This window comes from Mycobacterium sp. GA-0227b (assembly GCF_001499855.1).
Classification (GTDB): Bacteria; Actinomycetota; Actinomycetes; order Mycobacteriales; family Mycobacteriaceae; genus Mycobacterium.
On the sequence record NZ_LQIK01000034.1, the window covers coordinates 196,622 to 220,825 of the forward strand.

A 24,204-nucleotide genomic window follows, 5' to 3' on the forward strand; every position below is an offset into this window, starting at 1 on the left:
GTCCGTATGCTGGCCCCCGTTCCGAGGGTGAGGATGATCGAATGACTTGGCTGGTGACCGGCGGCGCGGGATATATCGGTTCGCATGTCGTGCGCGCTTTCTCGGCCGCCGACATGCCTGTGGTGGTGATCGACGACCTCTCAACCGGCCTCGAGCGATTCGTTCCGTCGGACGTCCCTCTGGTGCGCGGCAGCCTGCTCGATGGTCAACTTGTCGCCCGTACCCTCGCCGAGCATCGCGTGGCCGGCGTCGTACACATCGCGGGCTTCAAGTACGCAGGTGTCTCGGTGCAACAACCGCTACACACCTACGAGCAGAACGTCTCGGCGACGGTCACGCTGCTCCAGGCGATGGAAGCCGCCGGCACCGACAAAATTGTGTTCTCGTCCAGCGCGGCCACCTACGGAACACCGGATGTCGACATCGTCACCGAGCAGACGCCGACAGCACCCGAATCGCCCTACGGCGTCAGTAAGCTCGTGGGGGAGTGGATCATTCGCGACACTGCCCGTGCGTGCGGGCTGCGGCACACGAGCCTGCGTTACTTCAACGTGGTCGGCTCCGGGGCGGAGGATCTGTTCGACGTCAGCCCGCACAATCTGTTTCCTCTCGTGTTCGACATGCTCTGTCGCGGAGAGACTCCGCGGATCAACGGTGCCGACTACCCGACGCCGGACGGCACCTGCGTGCGTGACTACATCCACGTGTCGGATCTGGCGCTTGCGCATGTCGCCGCGGCGAGACGATTGGCCGCCGGCGAGCCGATCGAACCCGTCTACAACCTCGGCAGCGGCAGCGGCACCTCGGTTCGCGAGATCATGACGACGATCCGCGATGTCACCGGCTTCGATTTCGAGCCGATCATCGCCGCGCGCCGACCCGGTGACCCAGCGCGCATCGTCGCGTCGGGTGATCTGGCGGCGCGCGACCTGGACTGGCAGATGCGGCACTCGCTGGAGGAAATGGTGCGGTCTGCCTGGACCGCTCGCCGGCAAGCAGGGGATGCGTATCCCCGGTAACGCTTGGCTGGGCACCTGGGTCGCTCGCACCGCCGTCGTCCTGATCGTCGTGCAGTTGGCGATCCGGGCGGTACTTGCGTTCGGCGGCTACTTCTACTGGGACGATCTGATCCTGATCGGTCGCGCCGGCACGCAACCACTGCTGTCGCCGGCATATCTGTTCGACGACCACGACGGCCACGTCATGCCCGCGGCGTTCCTCGTCGCGGGCGGCATCACCCGGTTGGCGCCGCTGAACTGGGTCGGCCCGGCGATCAGCCTGCTGATCCTGCAGTTGCTGGCCTCGTTGGCGTTGCTGCGGGCCCTGCACGTGATCCTCGGTTGGCGGCCGGTGTTGTTGCTGCCGTTGACCTTCGCGCTGTTCACGCCGCTGGCGGTGCCCGGATTCGCGTGGTGGGCCGCGGCGCTGAACTCGCTGCCGATGCTGGCCGCGATGGCATGGGTGTGCGGCGACGCGATCCTGTTGGTGCGCACCGGTAGAAGGCGTTACGCGGCGACGGGTTTGTTGGTGTACGTCGGCGGATTGTTGTTTTTCGAGAAGGCGGCGGTGATCCCGTTCGTCGCGTTCGCGGTGGCGGCGCTGTTGGCGCATGTGACCGATACCGCATCGGTGAAAGCGGTGTGGCGCAGAGGTCTCCGCCTGTGGGTGCCGTCCCTGCTGATTACGGCCGGATGGATCGCCGTCTACCTCGTGGTGGTCGACCAGAAGCGCTGGAGCCTGGACCTGGCGATGACGTGGGACCTGCTCGCACGGTCGGTGACGCACGGAATCGTGCCGGGCCTGGTCGGCGGCCCGTGGGATTGGCAGCGCTGGGCCCCGGCATCGCCGTGGGCGACACCGCCGCTGACTGTGATGGTGCTGGGATGGGTGGCGCTGGCCGCGGTGGTTGCGGTGACGATGCTGCGCAAGCGGCGCATCGGCGCGGTGTGGCTGGTGGCGGCGGGCTACGCGGTGGCCTGCCAGATCCCGATCTACCTGATGCGCTCGTCGCAGTTCACCGCTTTGGAGCTGGCGCAGACGCTGCGGTATCTGCCGGATCTCGTCGTCGTGCTGGCGCTGCTGGCGGCGGTCGGATTGTGCGCGCCGAACCGGGAGGGGTCGGAATGGCTGGACGCGTCGCGCACCCGCACGGCCGTGATCTGTTCGCTGACCGCAGCATTCGTGGCGAGCAGCCTGTACTCGACCGCGACGTTTCTGACGAGTTGGCGCGACAACCCGGCGCAACCGTATCTGCAGAATGCGGTGGCGGGGTTGGCCGAGGCCGCCCGGACGTCCGATGCGCCGATGCTCGACCAGGAGGTCGACCCCATGGTGTTGCAACGGGTGGTGGGCCCGGAGAACCGCGCCAGCCACATGTTCGCGCTGCTCCCGCATCGTCCTGAATTCGCCACGGCCACACCGGAATTGCGCATGCTGGACAATACGGGTCGCGTGGTCGACGGCAAGGTCACGTGGGTGCGCAGCATCGCACCGGGCCCCGCGCCGGGTTGCGGATACCTGGTGCAACCCGATGCCCCGGTCCGGATGCCGTTGGACGGCCCGCTGCTGCCGGCCGACTGGACGGCAGAGATCAATTACCTGGCCAACAGCGACGGCTCGATGATGATGTCGCTGTCGGAGGGCCAGGAGGTCAAGGTGCCGGTCCGGCCCGGGCTGAACCGGGTGTTCGTCCGACTCCCTGGTGCCGGAGACGCGATCGAAGTACGCGCGAACACCGCGGCGTTGTCGGTGTGCATCGCCTCTGGGCCGGTCGGATTCGTGGCGCCGAGGTAGCCGGCGGGCTGAGATACTTGACCGATGAGCGTAATCGACGCGTTCCTGACGACTTGGTCGAACGCGCGCCGGACCTATGGTGAGGGCGCCCCGCAGACCGGTGCGCAGTACGACAACAGCAGCGCGCTGCGCGCGCTGCAGTCCGACCTCGAGTCGGCCGCACCGGGTTTCCGGTGGACCGGCCGCGCCGCCACCGAGTACGACGAGGTCAACACCGGGCACCGGCGCGTCATCGGTGGGCTAGCCGACCTGGACCGGCGACTGGCAGCCGAAGGCGACAACTCCGCGCAGTCGGTGGGCGCCGGCCGCCGCGATCTCGACGACTTGCGCAGGTGGGTCGTCGACGCCGCCAACAGCATCCCGGCGGGCGAGAACGGCGACCCGATGCGCGTGGTCATCGCGCAGAAGGGCCTTGCGCAACTGCAGGAGATCATGCACCGCACCAACGCCGAGTCCCACGCGATCGGCGCACGCATCAGGATGCTGGAGCAGGAGTATCACGCGCTCGGCGGAAACCACGAGTGACCGCACTTCCGCGATGGCCGAGCGGGTAATGGGAGCGTTCCGTGCCACGCTGGAAAGGTGAGTATCGCACCGGTCACCCACCACCGCGTCACCGTCGACGGTATCGACACCTTCTATCGACAAGCGGGCCCGTCAGAGGCGCCTGTCGTCGTGCTGCCGCACGGCTACCCGGCGTCTTCCTACGTGTATCGCAATCTCATGGCCGCCCTCGGCGACCAGTGGCGCCTCGTCGCACCCGACATGCCCGGATTCGGTTACAGTGCAACACCTTCACCGGATGACTTCGGCTACACCTTCGACGCCTACGCGGCGTTTCTGCAGTCCTTCGTCAACAGCCTCGGTCTCCAGCGTTACGTCATCTGGCTGCACGACTACGGCTCTCAGTTCGGCTTCCGTCTCGCCCTCGCCGAGCCCGGCCGCGTCGCCGGACTCATCATTCAGAACGGCGACATCTACGCCGACGCCTTCGGACCCAAGTACGGCTTCCTCAAGAAGCTTTGGGACAACCCGGGGCCCGCGTCGCGTCGCCGGATCGCCCGGCATGTCACCCTCGCAGGTTTCGAAAGCGAATTTCGCGGCGAACTTCGCGCTGAGGTCGCCGACCGCATCAGCCCCGACCTGTGGACGCTGCACTGGTCGCTGATGAACACCCCCGACCGGTTGGCCAACCTCATCCGGCTGCTCGAAGACCAACCGTCGACGCTCGACTGGTTCGCCCAGGAGCAGGCCTATCTCCGCGAGCACCGACCTCCGACGCTGATCGTGTGGGGTCCGCACGACGGGTACATGCCCGAGGAATCGGCGCGGGCCTATCACCGCGACCTACCTGATGCGCCGCTTCACCTGCTGGGCGGCGGACACTGGCTGCTGGAAACACACCTCGACGAAGTGGTGCCACTGGTCCGCGAGTTCCTTCACCGAGCGCACGGTTGAGGTACGCAAATTCGGAGCGACGGGACACCAAGCGTGCGCTCGGCGCGAAAGAGCTGGAGCCACCTAGGAGAATCGAACTCCTGACCTGCTCATTACGAGTGAGCCGCTCTGCCGACTGAGCTAAGGTGGCGTGCCGTCCGACGAGCGCTTGCGCGAAGAGCGAAGTGCCGTAGCGGCGGCACGAGTCTACGGCAGGGCCCGTCGCGGACCCAACTCAGTCACGCAGTGCGCGGCCGACGGTGGCGACCATCGCGTCGACCGCGAACTTCGGCTTGACGTTCACCGCCAGCGCCTCGCGACACTCCAGCACCGCCTCGATGCAACGCAACAGCTTCTCCGGCGATGCATGCGCGGCGATCTTGGCGACCTCGTCCCCCATGTCGGGATGGTGGTGCTGCACGTCCCCCGCACCGGAGGCCACCAGCAGCGCGTCGCGGAAGTACGTCGCCAGATCGATCAGCGCCCGGTCGAGCGAATCGCGTGACGCACGCGTCTTGCGCGACTTCTGCCGTCGCTCAAGGGCATTCAGCGCACCCGCAGCTCCGCGCAGCGAGCCGGCCGTGCCTTTGCCGGTGCCGCCCGCGCCGAGTGCGGTGCGCAGCTCCTCCGTCTCGGCCTCGTTGCGGTCCACCGTCAGCGCCAACGCCTCGTCCTCGGCCGTCTTCACCAACTCCTCGGCCGCGGCGTAAGCCCGCGAGGGAGTCGCCGCGTCCCGCGCCAGCCCCAGCGCGCGTTTCCTGCGCTCGCGGGCCGCCTCGTCGGTGGCCAGTCGCCTGGCCCTGCCGACATGGCCGCCGCTGACCGACGCCGCCCATCGGGCGTCGGCCTCCGGCAGCCCGTCGCTTTCGACGAGCACGTCCGCGATGGCGTCCACACTCGGCGTCACCAACGCCACGTGCCGGCACCGCGATCGCAGGGTGATCGCGATGTCCTCCGGGTCCACCGACGGCGCGCACAGTAGGAACACCGTGGACGGCGGAGGCTCCTCCACCACTTTGAGCAGTGCGTTCGCCGCGCCCTCCGTGAGCCGATCGGCATCCTCGATCAACACGATCTGCCACCGCCCGGTGCCCGGCCGCCGCGAGGCGATCTGCACGATGCCCCGCATCTCGTCGACGCCGATCGACAGTCCCTCGGGAATGATGCGACGCACATCGGCGTGCGTGCCGGCCATCGTCGTCGTGCACGCGCGGCATTCACCACAGCCCGGCGCACCTTCGGCTGTGCACTGCAGCGCGGCCGCGAAACAGAGCGCCGCCACCGAGCGACCCGAGCCCGGCGGGCCAGTGATGAGCCAGGCGTGTGTCATGGTCCCGGTGGCGAGGCCGGTGTGAGCCTCCTCACCGCGCGCAGCGCGGGCCGCGGCCACCAACTCGGCCTCCACGGCCTGCTGACCCACCAGACGCGAGAAGACACCGCCCATCGCAGATAACAGTAATGCTGCGAACCGACACGTCCGTCTCACACCACCCGTAGACGTCCCCGATGCCCGATACGGTTGACGCGTGGCCATGGACGCGAGACCGATCGGGCGAATCAGCGCATTCGTCCGCTGGGCCGCGCGCACCCCGTGGCCGGTGTTCACGTTGGGCATGGTGCAGGCCGACATCATCGGCGCCCTGCTGGTCCTGAGCTTCCTGAGGTTCGGCCTGCCGCCGGAGGACCGCATCCAACTGCAGGATCTGCCCGCCTTCAACCTGGCGGTATTCCTCGGCTTCCTGTTCGTCGGGTTCACGGCCGCGTCGTACGTAAGCCTGCGGCTGCTCATCCCGGTCATGCGCTGGCAGCGCCGCGACATGCTGCTCGGCGACCGGGATCCGGCCGAGACCGAGGTGGCGCGCACCCGCGCACTGAAGATGCCGTTCTACCGGTCGGTGATCAACGTCGTGAACTGGTTCCTCGGCTCGGTGGTGTTCATCGTCGCGAGCTGGCCGGTGGCCAGCAAGTCGGCGCCAGTCGTGGCTGTCGCCACCGGACTGGGTGCCACCGCGACCGCGATCATCGGTTACCTGCAGTCCGAGCGCGTGTTGCGGCCCGTCGCCGTGGCCGCCCTGCGCGGTGGCGTACCGGAGAACTTCCGGGCGCCGGGGGTGATCGCGCGCCAGGTGATGACGTGGGTGCTGTCCACCGCCGTGCCCATCATCGCGATCGTGCTGGCGCTGGTGGCCAGCAAGTTCGAGATCCTCACCGCGCCCGCACACCGCCTCACCACGCCGATCCTGATCCTTGCGATCTCCGCGCTGGTGGTCGGGTTGGCCGGCACCGTCCTGGTGGCCATGTCGATCGCCGACCCCCTGCGCCAACTGCGTTGGGCGCTGGGCGAGGTGCAGCGGGGCAACTACAACGCCCACATGCAGATCTACGACGCCAGCGAGCTGGGTCTGCTGCAGGCCGGCTTCAACGACATGGTCCGCGACCTGGCCGAACGACAGCGGTTGCGCGACCTGTTCGGTCGCTACGTCGGCGAGGACGTGGCCCGCCGCGCATTGGAACGCGGGACCGAACTGGGTGGTCAGGAGCGCGACGTTGCGGTGCTGTTCGTCGATCTGGTCGGCTCGACGCAGTTGGCGGCGACGATCCCCGCCTCCGAGGTCGTCAACCTGCTCAACGACTTCTTCCGCGTCGTGGTCGACACGGTCAACCGGCACGGCGGCTTCGTCAACAAGTTCCAGGGCGACGCGGCGCTCGCCATCTTCGGCGCACCGATCGAGCACCCGGATGCGTGCGGGGCGGCGCTCGCCGCCTCCCGGGAACTGCACGACGAGTTGATCGAGGTGCTGGGCCAGACCGAGTTCGGCATCGGGGTGTCGGCAGGCCGGGCGATCGCCGGGCACATCGGCGCCCAGGCACGCTTCGAGTACACCGTGATCGGAGATCCGGTCAACGAGGCGGCGCGGCTCACCGAACTGGCGAAGCTGGAAGAAGGTCACGTGCTGGCCTCGGCGATCGCGGTCAGCGGGGCGCTCGACGCCGAAGCGCTGTGTTGGGACGTCGGCGAGATCGTCGACTTGCGCGGTCGCACAGCGCCGACGCAGTTGGCCAGGCCGGTGAACCTGATCAGCCCCGAGGGGGCCAACGCCGAACGTGAAATTGTGACCGAAGAATCGCGCTGATTTCGAGCGCAAGCGCCCCTTCGCGCGTCAGCTTTTCTTGGCCGCTTTCTTCGCGGGTGCCTTCTTCTTCGCCGGCGACTTCTTGGCGCCGGCCTTCTTGGTCCGCTTCACCGGACCCCGCGCCCGCCGGTCGGCCAGCAGCTCTGCGGCGCGGTCATCGGTGATCGACAGCACGTCGTCGCCCTTGCGCAGGCTGGCGTTGGTCTCTCCGTCGGTGACATACGGGCCGAACCGGCCGTCCTTGATCACCATCGGCTTGCCGGTCGCCGGGTCGTTGCCCAACTCACGCAGCGGCGGGGCCGCCGCCCGCTGCCCACGGCGTTTCGGCTCCGCGTAGATCTTCAGCGCTTCCTCGAGCGTGATGTCGAACATCTGCTCTTCGGTGGTCAGTGACCGAGAGTCGGTGCCGCGCTTGAGGTATGGACCGTAGCGTCCGTTCTGCGCGGTGATCTCCTCACCGGTGTTCGGGTCAACACCGACGACCCGCGGCAACGACAACAGCCGGAGCGCGTCGTCGAGCGTGACCGTCTCCAAGTCCATCGAGCGCAGCAGCGACCCGGTGCGCGGCTTGGGTCCCGTCGGCTTCTTGCCCTTCTTCGCAGGTGCACCGGCGTCCCCGTCGTCCGGCGGTTCGGGCAGCACCTCGGTGACATACGGACCGTAGCGGCCGTCCTTGGCGACGATCTCGTGCCCGGTCTGCGGGTCGACACCCAGCGATCGTCCCTCTTGCGGTGTGGCGAACAGCTTTTCGGCGAGCTCCAACGTCAGCTCGTCCGGAGTGAGCTCGTCCTTGAGGTTGGCCCGCTGCGGAGTCTGCTCACCGTCGTCGCCGGTGACCATTCGCTCCAGGTACGCGCCGTTCTTGCCCACCCGCACGTAGATGGGACGGCCCTGCTCATCGTCAAAGAGCCTGATGGAGTTGACTTCTCGAGCATCGATCTCCTCGAGGTTCACTCCGACGAGCTTCTTGAGCCCACCCGACCGGGCGATCGAGTCCTCGACTCCGTGATCACCGCCGAAGTAGAAGTTGTTGAGCCAGTTGGTCCGTCGTTCGTGACCGGCGGCGATCTCGTCGAGCTCGTCTTCCATCGCCGCGGTGAACCCATAGTCCACGAGACGGCTGAAGTGCTGCTCGAGCAGTCCGATGACGGCGAACGCCACCCACGACGGCACCAGCGCGCTGCCCCGCTTCACGACGTAACCACGGTCCTGGATGGTCTTGATGATCGACGAGTATGTCGACGGCCGGCCGATGCCGAGGTCCTCGAGCGCCTTGATCAGCGAGGCCTCGGTGTAGCGGGCGGGCGGCGTCGTGTTGTGCCCGTCGGCGGTGAGGTCCTTGGCGTCGACGCGCTGGCCCTGCTGCAACGAAGGCAGCCGGCTCTCGGCATCGTCGGCCTCGCCGCCGGCCTGCTCGTCGATGCTCTCGACGTATGCCTTCAGGAACCCCGGGAACGTGATCGTGCGACCGCTGGCGTTGAACACGACCTGCTGACCGTCGCGCGCAACTCCGGAGATCCGCAGCGAAAGCGTGGTGCCGCGCGCATCGGCCATCTGCGAGGCCACCGTGCGCTGCCAGATCAGCTCGTAGAGCCGGAACTCGTCGGTGTCGAGCTGGCCGTGCAGCTGGCCGGGGGTGGAGAACACGTCGCCGGCAGGCCGGATGGCCTCGTGCGCCTCCTGCGCGTTCTTCACCTTGCGGGTGTACTGCCGCGGGGTCGGGTGCAGGTATTCCTCGCCGTAGAGCTGGCGGGCCTGGTTGCGCGCGGCTTCCACTGCGCTCGCCGACAGCGTGGTCGAGTCGGTGCGCATATAAGTGATGTAGCCGTTCTCGTAGAGCCGCTGCGCGATGCTCATCGTGCGCTCCGAGGAGAACCGCAGCTTGCGGCCCGCCTCCTGCTGCAGGGTCGACGTCATGAACGGGGCGTACGGCCTGCGGGTGTAGGGCTTCTGCTCGACCGAGCTCACGGCCAGCTGTGCCCCGCGCAGGCCGGTGGCCAGCGCACTCGCGGCGGCCTCGTCGAGCACCAGCACCTCGTCGGGCTTGCGGAGCTGGCCCAACGAGTCGAAGTCCCGTCCGGTGGCCACCCGTCGGCCGTCGACGGTGTTCAGTTTCGCGGTGAAGGTGGGCGGGGACGCCTGCGGGTCGGACACGCTGGCGTCGAGTTCGGCGGTGACGTCCCAGTAGCCTGCGCTGCGGAACGCCATCCGCTCGCGTTCACGCTGGACGATGATCCGCGTCGCCACCGACTGCACCCGGCCCGCGGACAACTTCGGCGCGACCTTCTTCCACAGCACCGGGCTGACCTCGTAGCCGTACAGCCGGTCCAGGATGCGGCGAGTCTCCTGCGCGTCGACCAGGTCGTTGTCCAGGTCGCGGGGATCCTGGGCGGCGGCCCGGATGGCGGGCTCGGTGATCTCGTGGAACACCATCCGCTTGACCGGGATGCGCGGCTTGAGCGTCTCGAGCAGATGCCAGGCGATGGCCTCGCCCTCGCGGTCGCCGTCGGTCGCCAGATACAGCTCGTCGACGTTCTTGAGCAGGTCTTTCAGCTCGGCGACCGTGCTCTTCTTTTCGGGGCTGATGATGTAGAGCGGCTCGAAGTTGTGGTCGACGTCCACCCCGAGCCGGGCCCACGGTTCCGACTTGTACTTCGCGGGCACGTCGGCGGCGTTGCGGGGCAGGTCGCGGATGTGCCCCCGGGAGGACTCGACGATGTAGTTGGAGCCCAGGTAACCAGCTATTTTGCGCGCCTTGGTCGGCGACTCGACTATGACGAGCCGCCGGACGCCACCATTGCGACTGCCGCCGCGGTCCCCGTCTGCCACCTTTTGCTTACGCTCCACTTCTTCAGTCGCCCACGGCGCCGGACTCCGCACTCGGCGGCTCGTCGACCCCGTCGGCAACTGACAATTTCGCACCCCGCGCGAGCCGACGCAAACTGGCCCCCCTCTGCACGGCCGTCAAATACGCGGCCATTGGTGGAACGCCTCCACGTTGCCGGGCGGTTCCCCCACGTTCTCTACCAGGCGCGACAGCCGTCGGCGACCGCTGATCCGCAGTGCCGGGCGTGAGCCTCGCGTGCCGATCAGCGTCGGCGCAATCCCCACCCGCATCATCGCCGACGCGAGCGGCGCATGGGTGTCGGGCGCATGCGGGTCCAGTCCGAGCAGATACCGGTCCGCCTCCGGCGTACCCGCGGCCAACGTCCAGGCCCGAAGCTCACGCGGTCCGGGCAGCCACTGGGGCGGCACGGTCTTGACGGCTCCACGGGTCCAATCAGCCGCGATGGCGACCAGCCGCGAGTCGACGGTGGTGCGCACCAGTGGATTGTTCTCGTCGGTGCGGGAGATCTCCGGCTGCAGGCCCGCCTCGACGATCATCTCTGCGATGGCCTCGGCACGCCACATCTGGTCGACGACGACCGACAGCCGCGCACCCTGCTGTGCGCCCGCACCGACCAGTACCACCTGGCCGGGGGCGGCGAGCAGCCCCGTGAGGTCGGCGACCGCGGGGGGCACCGACTCCGCCGAGAAGAACGACAGCTGGCTCACGAATCGACAGTAAGGCAGCCGTCGACATCTACCGTGTCGGCCGGGCCCCTGGCGCGCCGAAACGACGAACACCCCGCGGCAACCGGTCTCGGATGCGCGCGGGGTGTTGCCCTCAGATCGTGTTGGTCGCGCTAGACGGCCCGAACACCCGTGGCCTGCGGCCCCTTGGGGCTCTGGCCAACCTCGAACTCAACCTTCTGGTTCTCCTCCAGGGTGCGGAAGCCGCTGCCCTGAATTTCCGTGTAGTGGACAAAAACGTCGGCGGAGCCGTCCTCCGGGGCGATGAAGCCGAAGCCCTTCTCCGCGTTGAACCACTTCACAGTTCCCTGTGGCATTTCCTGTTGTTTCCTTCTCTTATTCACCGGGTGCGGTCCACCGTGTTTCGGTACACCGGGCCCGTTCCGACCGCTCTCCTTCGTGGAAGCTCGGAACTCGACCCGACCTACAACCCTCGCAGGAACCGCGATCGCAACGTCGTTCCTGCGAGTGCTGATACACGAACACAGAAGCTGCGACCGCGCTAAGTCAATCACGTTCGTCACTGCTGCGTACAGTCTCGGCGCTGGTAAGTGGGGAACAATTCACTCCAGCGGAGCATTCAGGGAGGACGATCGATGGCTGATTTCGGCCGCGAGCTGCTTGCTTGCGCGGTCGAAGGCACCGGGCAGGGCGGGCAGAATCCGCTGCGCCACGTCGCTGATATTCCGCCGCGTCAGGGGCGACCGCAGCAGTGGCCGCGCTGGGCCGACTCAGATGTGGTGCGGGCGTTCGTTGATCGGGGCATCGAGGCTCCGTGGTCACATCAGCTCGCCGCGGCGGAGCTCGCTCACGCCGGCCGCCACGTGGTGCTGTGCACCGGCACGGCATCGGGCAAGTCGCTGGCCTACCAGCTGCCCATATTGACGGACTTGAAAGCGGATCCGCGGGCCCGGGTGCTGTACCTGTCGCCGACCAAGGCGCTCGGCCACGACCAACTGCGGACCGCGGTGGCGCTCACCGAGGCTGTGCCGCTCCCCGACGTCGCGCCGTGCGCCTACGACGGCGACAGTCCCGGTGACGTTCGGCGTTTCGCGCGCGAACGGTCGCGCTGGCTGTTCTCCAACCCTGACATGATTCACCTGTCGTTGCTGCGCAACCATGCCCGCTGGGCGGTGTTCCTCCGCCACCTGCGCTACCTCGTCATCGACGAATGCCATTACTACCGCGGCATTTTCGGCTCGAACGTGGCGATGGTACTGCGACGGCTGCTGCGGTTGTGCGCGCGGTACTCGGCCACCGGCAGCATGCCGACGGTGATCTTCGCCAGCGCGACGACGGCCGCGCCCGCGGAAACGGCGTCCGAACTGATCGGGCAGACCGTCGTCGAAGTGACCGAGGACGGGTCGCCGCAGGGGGCTCGCACCGTGGCACTGTGGGAGCCCCCGCTGCTCGACGACGTAATCGGCGAAAACGGGGCCCCGGTAAGGCGTTCGGCGGGCGCCGAGGCCGCCGGCGTGATGGCCGACCTGATCGCCGAGGGCGCCCGGATGCTGACGTTCGTGCGGTCGCGCCGGGGCGCGGAACTGACGGCGCTCGGCGCGCGGACCCGGCTGCAGGAGCGGGCGCCGGATCTCGCCGACCGGGTGGCGTCCTACCGCGCCGGTTACCTCGCCGAAGACCGCCGCGCACTCGAACGCGCCCTGGCCGACGGGGAACTGCGGGGGCTGGCGACGACGAACGCCCTGGAGTTGGGCGTGGACATCGCCGGTCTGGACGCCGTTGTACTCGCCGGCTTCCCGGGCACCGTGACATCGTTCTGGCAGCAGGCCGGCCGGTCGGGCCGCCGGGGACAGGGCGCGCTGATCGTGTTGATCGCCCGCGATGATCCGCTGGACACCTACCTGGTGCACCACCCGGCCGCACTGCTGGACAAGCCGATCGAACGCGTCGTCATCGATCCGACGAACCCGTACGTGCTTGGGCCGCAACTGCTGTGCGCGGCCACCGAACTCCCGCTGACCGATGCCGAGGTGCGGATGTGGAACGCCGAAGCGGTCGCCGGGGCGCTCGTCGACGACGGACTGCTGCGCCGCCGGGCGAGCGGTTACTTCCCCACCCCCGGCATGGATCCGCATCCGACCGTCGACATCCGCGGCGGATCGGGCGGGCAGATCGCAATCCTGGAGGCGGGTACCGGCCGCATGCTCGGCAACACGGGTGCGGGTCAGGCGCCCGCCTCGGTGCACTCCGGCGCCGTGTATCTGCACCAGGGCGAGAGCTACGTCGTCGACTCCCTCGACTTCGAAGACGGCGTGGCGTTCGTGCACGCCAACGATCCGGGCTACACCACCTCCGCCCGGGAAGTGGCCGACATCTCGGTCACCGGCGAAGGTGAGCGAAAAGCGTTCGGCCCGGTGACCGTTGGGCTCGTACCGGTTTCGGTGACCAATAGGGTGATCGGTTATCTGCGGCGTCGCCTGACGGGCGAGGTGATCGACTTCGTCGAACTCGAGATGCCCACCCGCACCCTGGACACCACCGCGGTGATGTGCACGATCACTCCAGAGGCGTTGCAGCACAACGGCCTCGACCTACTTCGGGTGCCCGGCGCCCTTCACGCCGCCGAACACGCGGCGATCGGGCTTCTGCCGCTGGTCGCCAGTTGCGATCGGGGTGACATCGGCGGAGTGTCGACGGCGGTCGGGCCGGTGCGGGGATTGCCGACGATCTTCGTCTACGACGGCTACCCCGGCGGTGCGGGCTTCGCCGACCGCGGATTCCGTAGGCTTGCCACCTGGTGGGCGGCGACGGCCGATGCGATCGAGGCGTGCGAATGCCCTGCGGGATGCCCCTCCTGTGTGCAGTCGCCCAAGTGCGGCAACGGAAACGACCCGCTGGACAAGGACGGTGCGGTGCGGGTGCTGCGCCTCGTGCTCCGTGAGATTTCCGGCAACTGGCCCTGACGGACCGTGCGAAGGGGCGATCGACCCCTCGACGATCGCCCCCCACGGTGTCCGCCCTCCGGGGCCGTGAACTGGCCACCGAGCGCGAACCATGCGGGGAACGGCCGAACGACGCGATCCGTTCCCAATCCCGGAAGCCGGGCGCAGACGAAAGCTACCTCGTTGATGAGGTGGTTGCAACTCCCGAGGCGGGCGATGACACGCCCCGGAAGTCGTGAGGCCGCCGAATCGCAACGAATTCCGCACCTGTCAGCCCGGAGGGCCCCCCAGGTCCGCCGGTAAAGTGTCACCATGACCCACGACTGGCTGCTCGTGGAGACGCTGGGCAGCGAGCCCGTCGTGGTGGCGCAGGGCCATCGAACCCAGAATTTGATTCCGGTCGGTGCGTTTCTGCGGCGTAACCCCCACCTGATGGCCGTGCAGACCGCCATCGGCGAAACTGTGCGGGCGCGACAGGGCCTGAGCAGCATCACTCCCAAGAACGATCGCGTCATCCGCACCGAGGTAGTGCAGATGACCGACGGCCGCATACACGGCGTGCACATCTGGATCGGACCCCCAGACATGGAACCCCCGCAGCGGCCTGTGCCTGGACCGCTGTTGTGGGATCTCGACACCGGAACCGCCACCAACACCGAGGAATCGCTGTTCAACAGCGGATGGGATCCACACAGGGAGCCGACGCAGAACCGCACCTTCGCCGACGATCTGCCGATGCGTGAGCTCAACCCGAGCGAAGCCAAGGTGCTGACGATGGCGATCAAACGCGAGCCGGGCACCACGTTCTGCAGCACATGGGACGTCACCGACTATCGCGGTGAGCCGATCACCGTCGGCTTCGTCACGCGCACGGTCGTGGAGCCACGCGACGACGGCCCGGATCGGCTGCTGTGCAGGGCTATGAACTGGCGCAGTGAGCATGAAGAGACCGGGCCGCCGCAGGACCACCTCGCGCAGCGAATCCTCAACGGGCTGGCCCAGCCTGGGGTGCACCGCGCGCTGGTGGACCCGACGAACTGGACCTTGCTGAAGTGGCTCGATGAGCCCGCGCCGTTCTTCGACTGGCGGATCAGCTTGGCGGGCGAGCATACGGTGCACCCTGCCGATCATGCCGAGATGGAGCGCATGGCAACCGAATTCAGCACCGGCGTCGCCACCGGTGTGCTGCGGATGGCCGGGGTCGGCGACAGCGAATGGACGCCGGTGCATGTGACCGTGAATCGGGTCGAACTGGACGAGGATGTGTACGCGGCCCTGGCAACGCTGCGTCGGCCCAGCACCACGGAAATCGCGCAACCGGGTCGGCACGTAGGCGAGCATTAGCCCGCCGGATCTCCTGGTCCGGCGCGGGCGACCGCGTGCGCAGGGCCCACTCCGAAGCGCCCCAATGTGACCGAAACATCGACGGCGACAACCACATCCAGGCCGGCCACGTCACACCGAGTCATGTCGGCCTGCATCGCGGTGGCGACCGCGGCCGCCCACGCACACGCCGCATCCACACCGGTGGCGATTCGGTGGGCAGCCGCCAGGGCACCCAGGTCGGCGGCCGCCTGAGCGCGGTGCCGCGCTGTCACCGCCACGCCGAGGTATGCCGCGCCGACGGTGATCGTCAGCAGCACGGCGATCATCGCCGCCGCGATCAGGGTTGCCGCGCCGTCGTCAGCGTGAAGCCGGTTCCACGGCCGCCACCGCTTTCGCTTCGACGGCGAGCCCCGGCAGCATCGCGGACCGCGCGGTGACGGTGGCGACGACGAAGTCGCCGTCGCGGCGGATGAGCACGGCGGCGCCTTCGGGCGCGAGATTCCGTGCCACATCGCCGCCGTTATCGCCCCGGGCAGCGAGCCGTGCCGCCTCGCGGGCGGCGTCGACACAGCGGATGTGCGTTGACACCGCCGCCAGGCCGGCCGCACACATGATGAGCACCGCAACCAGTGCGGCCACCGCGAACGCCGCCTCGACCGTGGCGCCGCCACGCTCACCGGCTAGACGTTGGTGTTGAGCGCGCGGCTGATGATGTTGGTCAGGGCGCTGACGATCGAGTCGCCGGTGACCACCGTGTACAGGATCGCGCCGAACGCGGCGGCGGCGATCGTGCCGATCGCGTACTCGACGGTCGACATGCCGTCGTCCTCCACCATCAGCAATGCCAGTTTCGTTTGCAACGCACGAATCCGATTGCGCACCTTCATCTTCCCTCCCCACTCGATACCCTTCACAAAATCCCGGACTGCAGCACGTCACCGGCCAGGCCGGCGACGACGGGCACGATGCCCAGGCACACGAACGCGGGCAGGTAGCACACGCCCAGCGGGCCGGCGATCAAGACCGACGCCCGCTCGGCGGCCGCGCGGGCGGCATCCGCCGCGTCGTCGCGCGAGCGGCCCGCCAACTCGGTGACACCCTGCGCCAGCGCCGTTCCGGAGGACGCCGAGCGCCGCGCCAACCGCAGCAGCGCGTCAGCGTGGCGGTCCACGTCGGGCGGAGTCGCCCATGCGGTCGACGGATCGGCGCCCAAGGCCAGCAGATCTGCCGCGCGCAGCAGCAACCGCGCCAAATGTCGTGGCGCCGACGGTGCCGCAGCGGCCGCGGCACTGGACACAGCCATCCCTGAACGCAGGCAGGCGGCCAGCACGTCCAGCGTCGAAGCGAACGCCAGCGGATCGCCCGGCCCGCCTCCGTCGGGTATCCCCCGCGATGAGGCCGGAGTGCCGCGAACCCGCGCCCGCCTGTCAACGCCGCCGACGAGCAACGCGCCGGCGAGAAGCAGTGCCGCAAGCGTCATTTGACCACCCCGCCGGTGATCCGGTCCGACCAGGCGAGGCCCAGACAGGTCAGCGTCACACCGACGACGAGCAGCCACTGGCCACCCGTGAACAGGAAGCGCAGCGGTTCGGCACCGATCAGTTCGCCGAGGCCCACCCCGAGCAGTGGCAGCGCCGCGAGCACCGTGGCGGTGGTGCGGGCACCCGCCATCCCAGCGTCGACCTGGGCCGAGAACCGTTCCCGCGCAACGATGTCACGGTGTGCGGTGTGCATCAGTGCCGCGATCGCGAGGCCGTGCGCCTGAGCCAGTTGCCAACAGGTCGCGAGTCGCTGCCAATGTGCGGCCAGCGCTGACCGGCCGGCCACACTTTGTAGCCCGGCTGCGACGTCGGCGCCCATCCGTGCCCTCGCCGCGACCGTTCGCAGCGACGCCGCGACGACGCCGTCGACTTCGGATGCGGCTGCCTCGAAAGCGGCTACCGGATGCGCACCGATTCTCAACTCGCCGACCAGGACGTCCAGCGCACCCTCCAGTGCTGCCGCTTCCGCTTTGCGTTCTCGCCGCCTGCGCCGGCGCCGCCTGCGGATTTCACCGGTGAGCGCGGCGATCGCTGCCGCCACGACAACCCCGAACGGGGCAACGACAACCAATGCGAGCAGGCCGATCGCCAGCCAAGGTGCGACCGGGATCCGCCTCGACCGGCGGTCGCCTCCCCCGCACGCGCGGATCGACCGCCGACGCGGGCCGGGTGCGACCAGAAGCGCCAGCGCAAGGGCCAGCGCTGCGCCGCTCACAACGCGCCCCGCTGCCGAAGGAGGTCACGCAATCGCTCGGCGCCGCAACCGAAGCCGCGCTCGAGGTGCCACGCCGTCGACACCCGGACCTGACCGTCCACCCCAGCCGTCAGGAGTGCGACCTCACTGAGCCGGCGCTTGCCCGCCCGGTCACGGTCGACGTGGATCACCACCTGCACCGCGGCTGCAAGCTGGCTGTGCAGCGCGGCCCGGTCGAGACCGCCGAGCGCGGCCAGCGCCTCCAGGCGGGCGGGCACCTCGCCCGGACTGTTGGCGTGCACGGTGCCGGCACCGCCGTCGTGGCCGGTGTTGAGCGCGGCGAGCAGATCGACCACCTCGGCGCCGCGTACCTCGCCGACGACGATGCGGTCGGGCCGCATCCGCAACGCCTGCCTGACCAGGTCGCGCATCGTCACCTCGCCCGCGCCTTCGACGTTGGCGCAGCGCGCGACGAGCTTCACCAGATGCGGATGTGCCGGAGCGATTTCCGGCGCGTCCTCGACGCAGACGATGCGTTCGGTCCCGGGAACCGCGCCCAGGACTGCGGCCAGCAGTGTCGTCTTGCCCGCCCCGGTTCCGCCGGAGACCAGGAACGCCAACCGGGCTCGGACGATGTCGTCGAGCAGCGACGCGGCGGCCGGTTCGATGGCGCCGGCGGCGGTCAGCGACGCCAGATCCTGGGTGGCGGGCCGCAATACCCGTAGGGACAAGCACGTGCCCGCGGGCGCGATCGGCGGCAGCACCGCATGCAGACGGACCGTGAACTGGCCGGTCCCCAGCCCGGTCAACTGGCCGTCGACCCACGGTTGCGCCTCGTCGAGGCGCCGCCCCGCGGCCAGCGCGAGCCGTTGTGCAAGCCTGCGTACGGAGTCCTCATCGGGAAACCGGATCGGACTGCGTCGCAACCCGTTACCGTCGTCGATCCACACCGCGTCCGGCGCGGTGACGAGCACGTCCGTGGTGCCCTCGGCACACAGCAGCGGGTCGAGCACACCTGCTCCGGTCAACTCGGTCTCCAGCAGGCGCAGCCCGCTGAGCACCTCACTGTCGCCGAGCAACCCGCCGGACTCCGCACGGATCGCCGCGGCCACCACCGTCGGCCGTAACGGCGCCGACTCCGCGGCGAGCCGCTCGCGCACCCGGTCGATCAACGAGTCACTCATGCGGCACTGACCCCCGGATGCTGCTGCAGCACAGCGAGCACTTTCCGGGCCGCGCAGGCCAGCGGCGACCGTTGCGGGATCCTCAGCCCACCACGCTCCAGCGTGGCGGCCAAACCGGGTTGGGGACGCATCGCCGCCAGCAGTGGAAGACCGACGATCCCGGCGACCTCTGCCGATCGCAATCCCCCCGGCGACGGACCGCGCACCACCACGCCCGCATTCGGGTTGACCGTCGACACCCACCGTGCGACCACGCCGGCCGCGGCGCATGACCGCACGTCGGCCGACACCACCAGGACGACGAGATCGGCTGCCGCCAGCGCGGTTTCGGCAGCCGCGGTTGATCGCCTCGGCACGTCACACACCACGGTTGCGCCGCCACGGCTGCCTGCATCGATCACCGCTTCCAGCGGTACGGCATCGACCTCGCCGCCATCTCGGCTGCCCGACAACACGCTGACGCCCTGCACCCGGGGCAGCGCATCGCGTAATGCCGCGTAGCTGAGGCGACCGCCCCGCAGCTCCAGATCGGGCCAGCGCAGGCCGGCTTCGGCTTCGCCACCGACCACGAGATCGATGCCGCCGCCCCACGGATCGGCGTCGAGCAGGAGCGCATCGGGGGAGACACGTGCCAGCGCCGTCGCGAAGACCGATGCCCCGGCGCCGCCCCGGCCGGCGATGACTGCCACCACCGCGCCGCGGCCGCCGGTGTCGTGCACGCGGTCGGCGGCCTCGGCCAACTCGGCCATCAACTCGCCGTCCTGTGCGGGCAGGGTCAGCACTCGCTGGGCGCCGACGGCGATCGCCGCCTGCCAGTCGGCGGAGCGCGGTTCGGCGCGTCCGACCAGCACGACGCGGGTGCGGCGCGGCAGTGCGCGTGCCGCACATCGCTGGGCACCCGTCGCGTCGAGCACGACCGCGACCGCGTCGGTCCAGACCTTGCGACTGGACGGCTCGATGGCGTGGACCACCGGCACCCCGGCTGCCGCGCACACCCGGTCGACGTCGTCGCGGAGCGCAGGGTCGGCGACCAACGCGAGATATCCACTTAACGAAGCCACGGGTCGAGCCTGCGCCCGCCGGTTCGGGTGAAGCTAGCGCCGAAACCCGATCTGTGGATGAACTCCATCATGGGGATAACGGCGAAAACCGACCAACCGAAAACAACGTTCCGCAACTCTTCGGAATGGCAACAAGTATCCGGAATGCGAATAGGCGCCGAAAAAGGACGACCCCCGCCAGGGGGGGAGGAGGCGGAGGTCGTCGTGTATCAGCCCCGGGGGGTCGGGCTGATGCACACCCGACATAAGCCGGGTAACGCTCACTATACACACGCCAGTCGTCGGCGGCGCAAGTGCTGGTTGCGTGCGGAAACACCCCGCTTTACAGAATTGTCCGGTCGCCGACAGGTGTCATAACCTGCCACTTTGTACACACTCCGGCCATTTGTCACGCGGCGGCCCCTATGCTGGCGCTGTGACCGTATCCGAGCCGGCGGCCGGGGGCTCGAACACTCGGCAAACTCGCGTCCCGGCGGGCAGTCCTGTCCGCACCGCCGCCTTCTTCGATCTCGACAAAACGGTGATCGCGAAATCCAGCACACTGGCTTTCAGCAAACCCTTCTTCGAGCAAGGGCTAATGAATCGGCGGGCGGTGCTGAAGTCCACCTACGCCCAGTTCCTGTTCCTCATGTCCGGCGCCGACCACGATCAGATGGATCGCATGCGCGCGTACGTCACCAACATGTGCGCGGGCTGGGACGTCGAGCAGGTGAAGGCGATCGTCGGCGAAACACTGCACGACATCGTCAACCCGTTGGTGTTCGCCGAAGCGGCCGAGTTGATCGCCGACCACAAGTTGTGCGGTCGCGATGTGGTCATGGTTTCGGCTTCCGGCGAGGAGATAGTCGCACCGATCGCCAGGGCGTTGGGCGCCACCCACGCGATGGCCACCCGGATGGTCGTCGAGGACGGCAAGTACACCGGCGAGATCGCCTTCTACTGCTATGGCGAGGGCAAGGTGGCGGCGATCCGGGAGCTGGCGGCGCGCGAGGGATACGCGCTCGAGCACTGCTACGCCTATTCCGACTCGATCACCGATCTGCCGATGCTCGAGGTCGTCGGCCACCCGAGCGTGGTTAACCCAGATCGCGCGTTGCGCAAAGAAGCAGTCGCGCGCGGCTGGCCAGTGCTGAACTTCTCCAACCCGGTGTCGCTGCGGGACCGGATCCCGGCTCCGTCCGGCGCCGCCATGGCAACCACTGCGGCGGTCGGCGTGAGCGCGTTGGCGGCCGGCGCCCTGACCTACTCACTGTTGCGGCGCTTCGCTTTCTAGCTGAGGTTTCGCAATTAGCCAACGCGCGCGTAACGATCCGGACTACCGCAGATTTTGACCCTTGATGTGACCGCCGTCACGGGGTACAAAGGAATCACGGAAGCTTGGAGAGGCCAAGACCGAGCCGGAAGAGAAGGCTCGGATCTCCCGCTTCAGGCTCCCCAGCACGGAACCCGGCACCCACGCGGAGCACATGCCGCGGAATAGGCAAAAGTGTTGCGGGCCTGCGTATTTGCGAAGAGCGGACGACTAGAGTGGCCCTTTGGGTGGGGCCGAAGTCGAAGCGCATCGACAAGACGCCGAGGCCACCCACGCAACCCAAGAGAGCACGCTTGGTAACCGGTGTCCGTGCTAGCGGGCGACGCGCCGAACCGACGTTCGGAACGTCGCCCGCTTCGCGTTGCTGGCCCGCGGAATGGTCGGTGTTGCAGCGACGGCTCAGGACGACGCGGCGGCCTGCGCGATCGATAGCGCCTCACGGGCGCCGGCGTGCAGGGCGCGGCAGCTCAGCAGAATCCACGCGGTGAGACCGTCGGGTGTTCCCGACGAAAAGCCCCGCGCCGCAGCGGCGTAATCGCCCGACTGGCGCATCCAGTACACCTCCGGCACGCCGAGGCCATGCGGATCGAGTCCGGTGGTGATCGTCACCAACCGCGACGCCGCGCGGGCCACCACACCGTCAGCGACGCCGAATGGTGCGAGCGTGAGGAGTTCGCCGTGCACGACGGCGGCCAGCACGGGCGCCGACACCCGAGTACCTCCGGTGAGGATCTCGGCCAACAGCGCCAGCCGCGTGCCGACGTCGGCGTCCGTGCGGGGTCGGCCCAGCCGATCGTCATCGGCGATGTCCGCGGCCGCCAACGCATGCAACCTGGCGATCGCCTGCAGGGGGGCTCGTTGCCACACCCCGACCAACGCCGTTGCCCCACCTTCCACGGCTTCGGAGACCCGCAACGCGCCGGCCAACACCGGATCCGCGCCGTCGTCGGACAGTTGCAGAGCGCCGCCGTCCAGCACCGAAGACGCCCGGGCCCCGCGCAGGGCGGCCTCGGCGGCGCTCTTCGGCCAGCCGCGCAGGTTGGTCCGATGCCGATGCGCTCGGCCCAGCGCTTCGCGCGCCTCGTCGGCCGCCTCCGCCACACCGGGCAGATCGGCAAGCGGCGCCAAGGGGTCTTTCGCGAAGCCACCGGTCACGGCAGCACACGCTAGCCGACCGGCGGCCCGACGAGCCGTGCCGTTCACCCGCAAGCACCTCCGGCGAAGCCGGTCTGTGACATGCATATGTGCGCCGCCGACGCGGTGACTACCCTCACAGATATGACCGACACCACCGCACAGCACGCCCACGGTCCGTCCGTCTATCCCCCTCCTCCCGAGTTCGCCGAGCAGGCCAACGCCACCGAGGAGATGTACCGGCAGGCGGAGAAGGACCGGTTGGCGTTCTGGGCCGAACAAGCGAACCGGCTCACGTGGGAAACACCTTTCACTGAGGTTCTGGACTGGTCGGACGCTCCCGTCGCCAAGTGGTTTGTCGGCGGCAAGCTCAACGTCGCGTACAACTGCGTGGACCGGCACGTCGAGGCCGGCAACGGGGACCGGGTCGCGATCCGCTGGGAGGGTGAGCCCGGCGACAGCCGCGAGATCACCTATTCCGATCTGCTGGCGGCGGTCTCGAAAGCAGCCAACGCGCTGACCGACCTCGGCCTGGTGGCCGGCGACCGCGCCGCCATCTACATGCCGATGGTGCCCGAGGCGATCGTGGCGATGCTGGCCTGCGCCCGGCTGGGCGTACTCCATTCGGTGGTGTTCGCCGGATTCTCGGCGTCGGCGCTGAAGGCCCGCATCGAGGATGCCGAGGCGAAGCTGGTGATCACCACCGACGGGCAGTACCGGCGCGGGCAGGCGGTGTCGCTCAAGGACTCGGCCGACGAGGCGTGTGAAGGACAGAAGTCGGTGGAGCACGTGCTGGTGGTGCGCCGCACGGGAATTGACATTCCGTGGACGGACGGTCGCGATCTGTGGTGGCACGAAACCGTAGAGAACGCGTCAGCCGAGCACACGCCGGAGGCGTTCGACTCCGAGCATCCGTTGTTCCTGCTGTACACCTCGGGCACCACCGGAAAGCCGAAGGGCATCGTGCACACCTCCGGGGGCTTCCTCACCCAGGCGTCGTACACCCATTACAACGTCTTCGACATCAAGCCGGAGACCGATGTCTACTGGTGCACGGCGGATATCGGCTGGGTCACCGGACACACCTACATCGTCTACGGCCCGCTGTCGAACGGGTGCACCCAAGTGGTCTACGAGGGCACGCCGAACTCACCGAATGAGCACCGGCATTTCGAGATCATCGAAAAGTACGGCGTCACAATTTATTACACTGCGCCCACCCTGATCAGGATGTTCATGAAGTGGGGCCGCGAAATCCCCGACGCCCACGATCTGACAAGCCTGCGGCTGCTCGGCTCGGTCGGCGAGCCGATCAACCCGGAGGCATGGCGCTGGTACCGGGATGCGTTCGGCGGCAACAGGACTCCGGTTGTCGATACGTGGTGGCAGACCGAGACCGGCGCCATCATGATCTCTCCACTGCCCGGTGTCACCGCAGCCAAGCCCGGGTCGGCGATGCAGCCGTTACCGGGAATCTCGGCGAAGATCGTCGACGAGGAAGGCAACGAACTCGTTCCCGGCGCGGACGAGGCCGAGCACGTCACCGGATACCTGGTGCTCGATCAGCCGTGGCCCGCGATGTTGCGCGGCATCTGGGGCGACCCGGAACGCTACAAGGAGACCTACTGGTCCCGGTACGCCGAGAAGGGCTGGTATTTCGCCGGTGACGGTGCGCGTGTCGACGCGGACGGCTCCATCTGGCTGCTCGGCCGCATCGACGACGTGATGAACGTGTCCGGCCACCGCATCTCGACCACAGAGGTGGAGTCGGCGTTGGTGGGCCACTCCGGTGTGGCCGAGGCCGCGGTCGTCGGCGCCAGCGACGAGACGACCGGCCAGGGCATCTGCGCGTTCGTCATCCTCGAGTCACACGCTCAACACCGCGGCGACGACGAGATGACGGCCGAACTGCTCGAGCAGGTGGCCAAGGAGATCGGAAAGATCGCCCGGCCCAGGGAGATCCATGTAGTGCCGGAATTGCCGAAGACCCGCAGCGGCAAGATCATGCGGCGGTTGCTGCGTGACGTCGCCGAGGGCCGTGAACTCGGCGATACGTCAACCCTGGTGGATCCCAGCGTGTTCGAGGCGATCCGGGCCAGCAAGTAGACGTCG

The 24,204-nt window shown here is 68.4% G+C and carries 20 protein-coding genes, 1 tRNA gene and 1 pseudogene; 9 read left to right on the plus strand and 13 right to left on the minus strand.

What is annotated here, in order from left to right:
- Positions 1-41: 41 nt before the first annotated feature.
- The 4 genes from galE to AU185_RS24190 are packed head-to-tail and all read left to right on the plus strand — an operon-like array spanning position 42 to position 4,251.
- A complete protein-coding gene (gene galE / locus AU185_RS24175; protein WP_059101703.1) occupies positions 42-1,019 on the plus strand; it encodes a UDP-glucose 4-epimerase GalE in 978 nt (325 codons plus the stop codon).
- Positions 1,003-2,793, plus strand: a complete 1,791-nt coding sequence (locus AU185_RS24180; RefSeq protein ID WP_082684060.1) for a hypothetical protein — start codon at positions 1,003-1,005, stop codon at positions 2,791-2,793. The genes galE and AU185_RS24180 overlap by 17 nt, the downstream gene beginning before the upstream one ends.
- 24 nt (positions 2,794-2,817) lie before the next feature.
- Entirely contained in the window at positions 2,818-3,318 is a 501-nt protein-coding gene (locus AU185_RS24185; RefSeq protein WP_059101704.1) for an EspA/EspE family type VII secretion system effector, read from the plus strand.
- A gap of 57 nt (positions 3,319-3,375) precedes the next feature.
- A complete protein-coding gene (locus AU185_RS24190; protein WP_231740435.1) occupies positions 3,376-4,251 on the plus strand; it encodes an alpha/beta fold hydrolase in 876 nt (291 codons plus the stop codon).
- 54 nt (positions 4,252-4,305) lie between these two features.
- On the opposite strand, the gene AU185_RS24195 is transcribed toward AU185_RS24190, so the two are convergent.
- Positions 4,306-4,381: transfer RNA gene (locus tag AU185_RS24195), tRNA-Thr, on the minus strand.
- Positions 4,382-4,465: 84 nt separating this feature from the next.
- Complete coding sequence (locus tag AU185_RS24200; RefSeq protein ID WP_059101705.1) at positions 4,466-5,674, minus strand: DNA polymerase III subunit delta'; 1,209 nt, start codon at positions 5,672-5,674, stop codon at positions 4,466-4,468.
- 88 nt (positions 5,675-5,762) lie between these two features.
- On the opposite strand from AU185_RS24200, the gene AU185_RS24205 reads away from it, so the two are divergent.
- A complete protein-coding gene (locus AU185_RS24205) occupies positions 5,763-7,364 on the plus strand; it encodes an adenylate/guanylate cyclase domain-containing protein (protein ID WP_156425656.1) in 1,602 nt (533 codons plus the stop codon).
- Positions 7,365-7,391: 27 nt separating this feature from the next.
- Here the strand turns inward: AU185_RS24205 and topA are convergent, their stop codons facing one another.
- The 3 genes from topA to AU185_RS24220 all read right to left on the minus strand — a co-directional run bounded on the left by topA (position 7,392) and on the right by AU185_RS24220 (position 11,254).
- A complete protein-coding gene (topA, locus tag AU185_RS24210) occupies positions 7,392-10,193 on the minus strand; it encodes a type I DNA topoisomerase (RefSeq protein ID WP_059101847.1) in 2,802 nt (933 codons plus the stop codon).
- A gap of 135 nt (positions 10,194-10,328) precedes the next feature.
- Complete coding sequence (locus tag AU185_RS24215; RefSeq protein WP_059101707.1) at positions 10,329-10,919, minus strand: hypothetical protein; 591 nt, start codon at positions 10,917-10,919, stop codon at positions 10,329-10,331.
- 131 nt (positions 10,920-11,050) lie between these two features.
- Positions 11,051-11,254, minus strand: coding sequence for a cold-shock protein (locus AU185_RS24220; RefSeq protein ID WP_006243848.1), 204 nt, complete (start codon positions 11,252-11,254; stop codon positions 11,051-11,053).
- A 279-nt stretch (positions 11,255-11,533) separates the two neighbouring features.
- Between AU185_RS24220 and AU185_RS24225 the strand changes: the two genes are divergently transcribed.
- Entirely contained in the window at positions 11,534-13,861 is a 2,328-nt protein-coding gene (locus AU185_RS24225) for a DEAD/DEAH box helicase (protein WP_059101708.1), read from the plus strand.
- 291 nt (positions 13,862-14,152) lie between these two features.
- On the plus strand, positions 14,153-15,184 hold the full coding sequence (locus tag AU185_RS24230; protein ID WP_059101709.1) for a PAS domain-containing protein: 1,032 nt from the start codon (positions 14,153-14,155) through the stop codon (positions 15,182-15,184).
- On the opposite strand, the pseudogene AU185_RS24235 reads toward AU185_RS24230, so the two are convergent.
- From AU185_RS24235 to ssd, 7 genes and pseudogenes are all read right to left on the minus strand, one after another.
- Positions 15,181-15,513 (minus strand): annotated as a pseudogene (locus AU185_RS24235) (Rv3654c family TadE-like protein); the annotation flags it as partial. The gene AU185_RS24230 and the pseudogene AU185_RS24235 sit on opposite strands and share 4 nt — an antisense overlap.
- Before the next feature lie 10 nt (positions 15,514-15,523).
- Positions 15,524-15,805 carry a TadE family type IV pilus minor pilin gene (locus AU185_RS25740; RefSeq protein WP_353612192.1) on the minus strand — a complete coding sequence of 94 codons (282 nt, stop codon included), beginning with the start codon at positions 15,803-15,805 and terminating at the stop codon, positions 15,524-15,526.
- A 41-nt stretch (positions 15,806-15,846) separates the two neighbouring features.
- The gene (locus tag AU185_RS24245; RefSeq protein WP_059101710.1) at positions 15,847-16,053 is read right to left on the minus strand and encodes a DUF4244 domain-containing protein; all 207 of its coding nucleotides are present in this window, start codon (positions 16,051-16,053) and stop codon (positions 15,847-15,849) included.
- 23 nt (positions 16,054-16,076) lie between these two features.
- Positions 16,077-16,646 (minus strand): type II secretion system F family protein, encoded by a 570-nt coding sequence (locus AU185_RS24250; protein ID WP_059101711.1) that lies wholly within the window; start codon positions 16,644-16,646, stop codon positions 16,077-16,079.
- Positions 16,643-17,422: a type II secretion system F family protein gene (locus tag AU185_RS24255; protein WP_059101712.1), complete on the minus strand. Its 780-nt coding sequence runs from the start codon at positions 17,420-17,422 to the stop codon at positions 16,643-16,645. The genes AU185_RS24250 and AU185_RS24255 overlap by 4 nt, the downstream gene beginning before the upstream one ends.
- Positions 17,419-18,585: a TadA family conjugal transfer-associated ATPase gene (locus tag AU185_RS24260; protein WP_059101713.1), complete on the minus strand. Its 1,167-nt coding sequence runs from the start codon at positions 18,583-18,585 to the stop codon at positions 17,419-17,421. Before AU185_RS24260 ends, AU185_RS24255 begins: the two co-directional genes overlap by 4 nt.
- Entirely contained in the window at positions 18,582-19,646 is a 1,065-nt protein-coding gene (ssd, locus tag AU185_RS24265; RefSeq protein WP_059101714.1) for a septum site-determining protein Ssd, read from the minus strand. The genes AU185_RS24260 and ssd overlap by 4 nt, the downstream gene beginning before the upstream one ends.
- A gap of 415 nt (positions 19,647-20,061) precedes the next feature.
- Here ssd and AU185_RS24270 point away from each other — a divergent pair, with 415 nt between their 5' ends.
- A complete protein-coding gene (locus AU185_RS24270) occupies positions 20,062-20,919 on the plus strand; it encodes an HAD-IB family hydrolase (RefSeq protein ID WP_059101715.1) in 858 nt (285 codons plus the stop codon).
- A 438-nt stretch (positions 20,920-21,357) separates the two neighbouring features.
- Here the strand turns inward: AU185_RS24270 and AU185_RS24275 are convergent, their stop codons facing one another.
- Positions 21,358-22,113 (minus strand): Fic family protein, encoded by a 756-nt coding sequence (locus AU185_RS24275; RefSeq protein ID WP_059101716.1) that lies wholly within the window; start codon positions 22,111-22,113, stop codon positions 21,358-21,360.
- A gap of 123 nt (positions 22,114-22,236) precedes the next feature.
- Between AU185_RS24275 and acs the strand changes: the two genes are divergently transcribed.
- Positions 22,237-24,198, plus strand: a complete 1,962-nt coding sequence (gene acs / locus AU185_RS24280; protein ID WP_059101717.1) for an acetate--CoA ligase — start codon at positions 22,237-22,239, stop codon at positions 24,196-24,198.
- Positions 24,199-24,204: the final 6 nt, after the last annotated feature.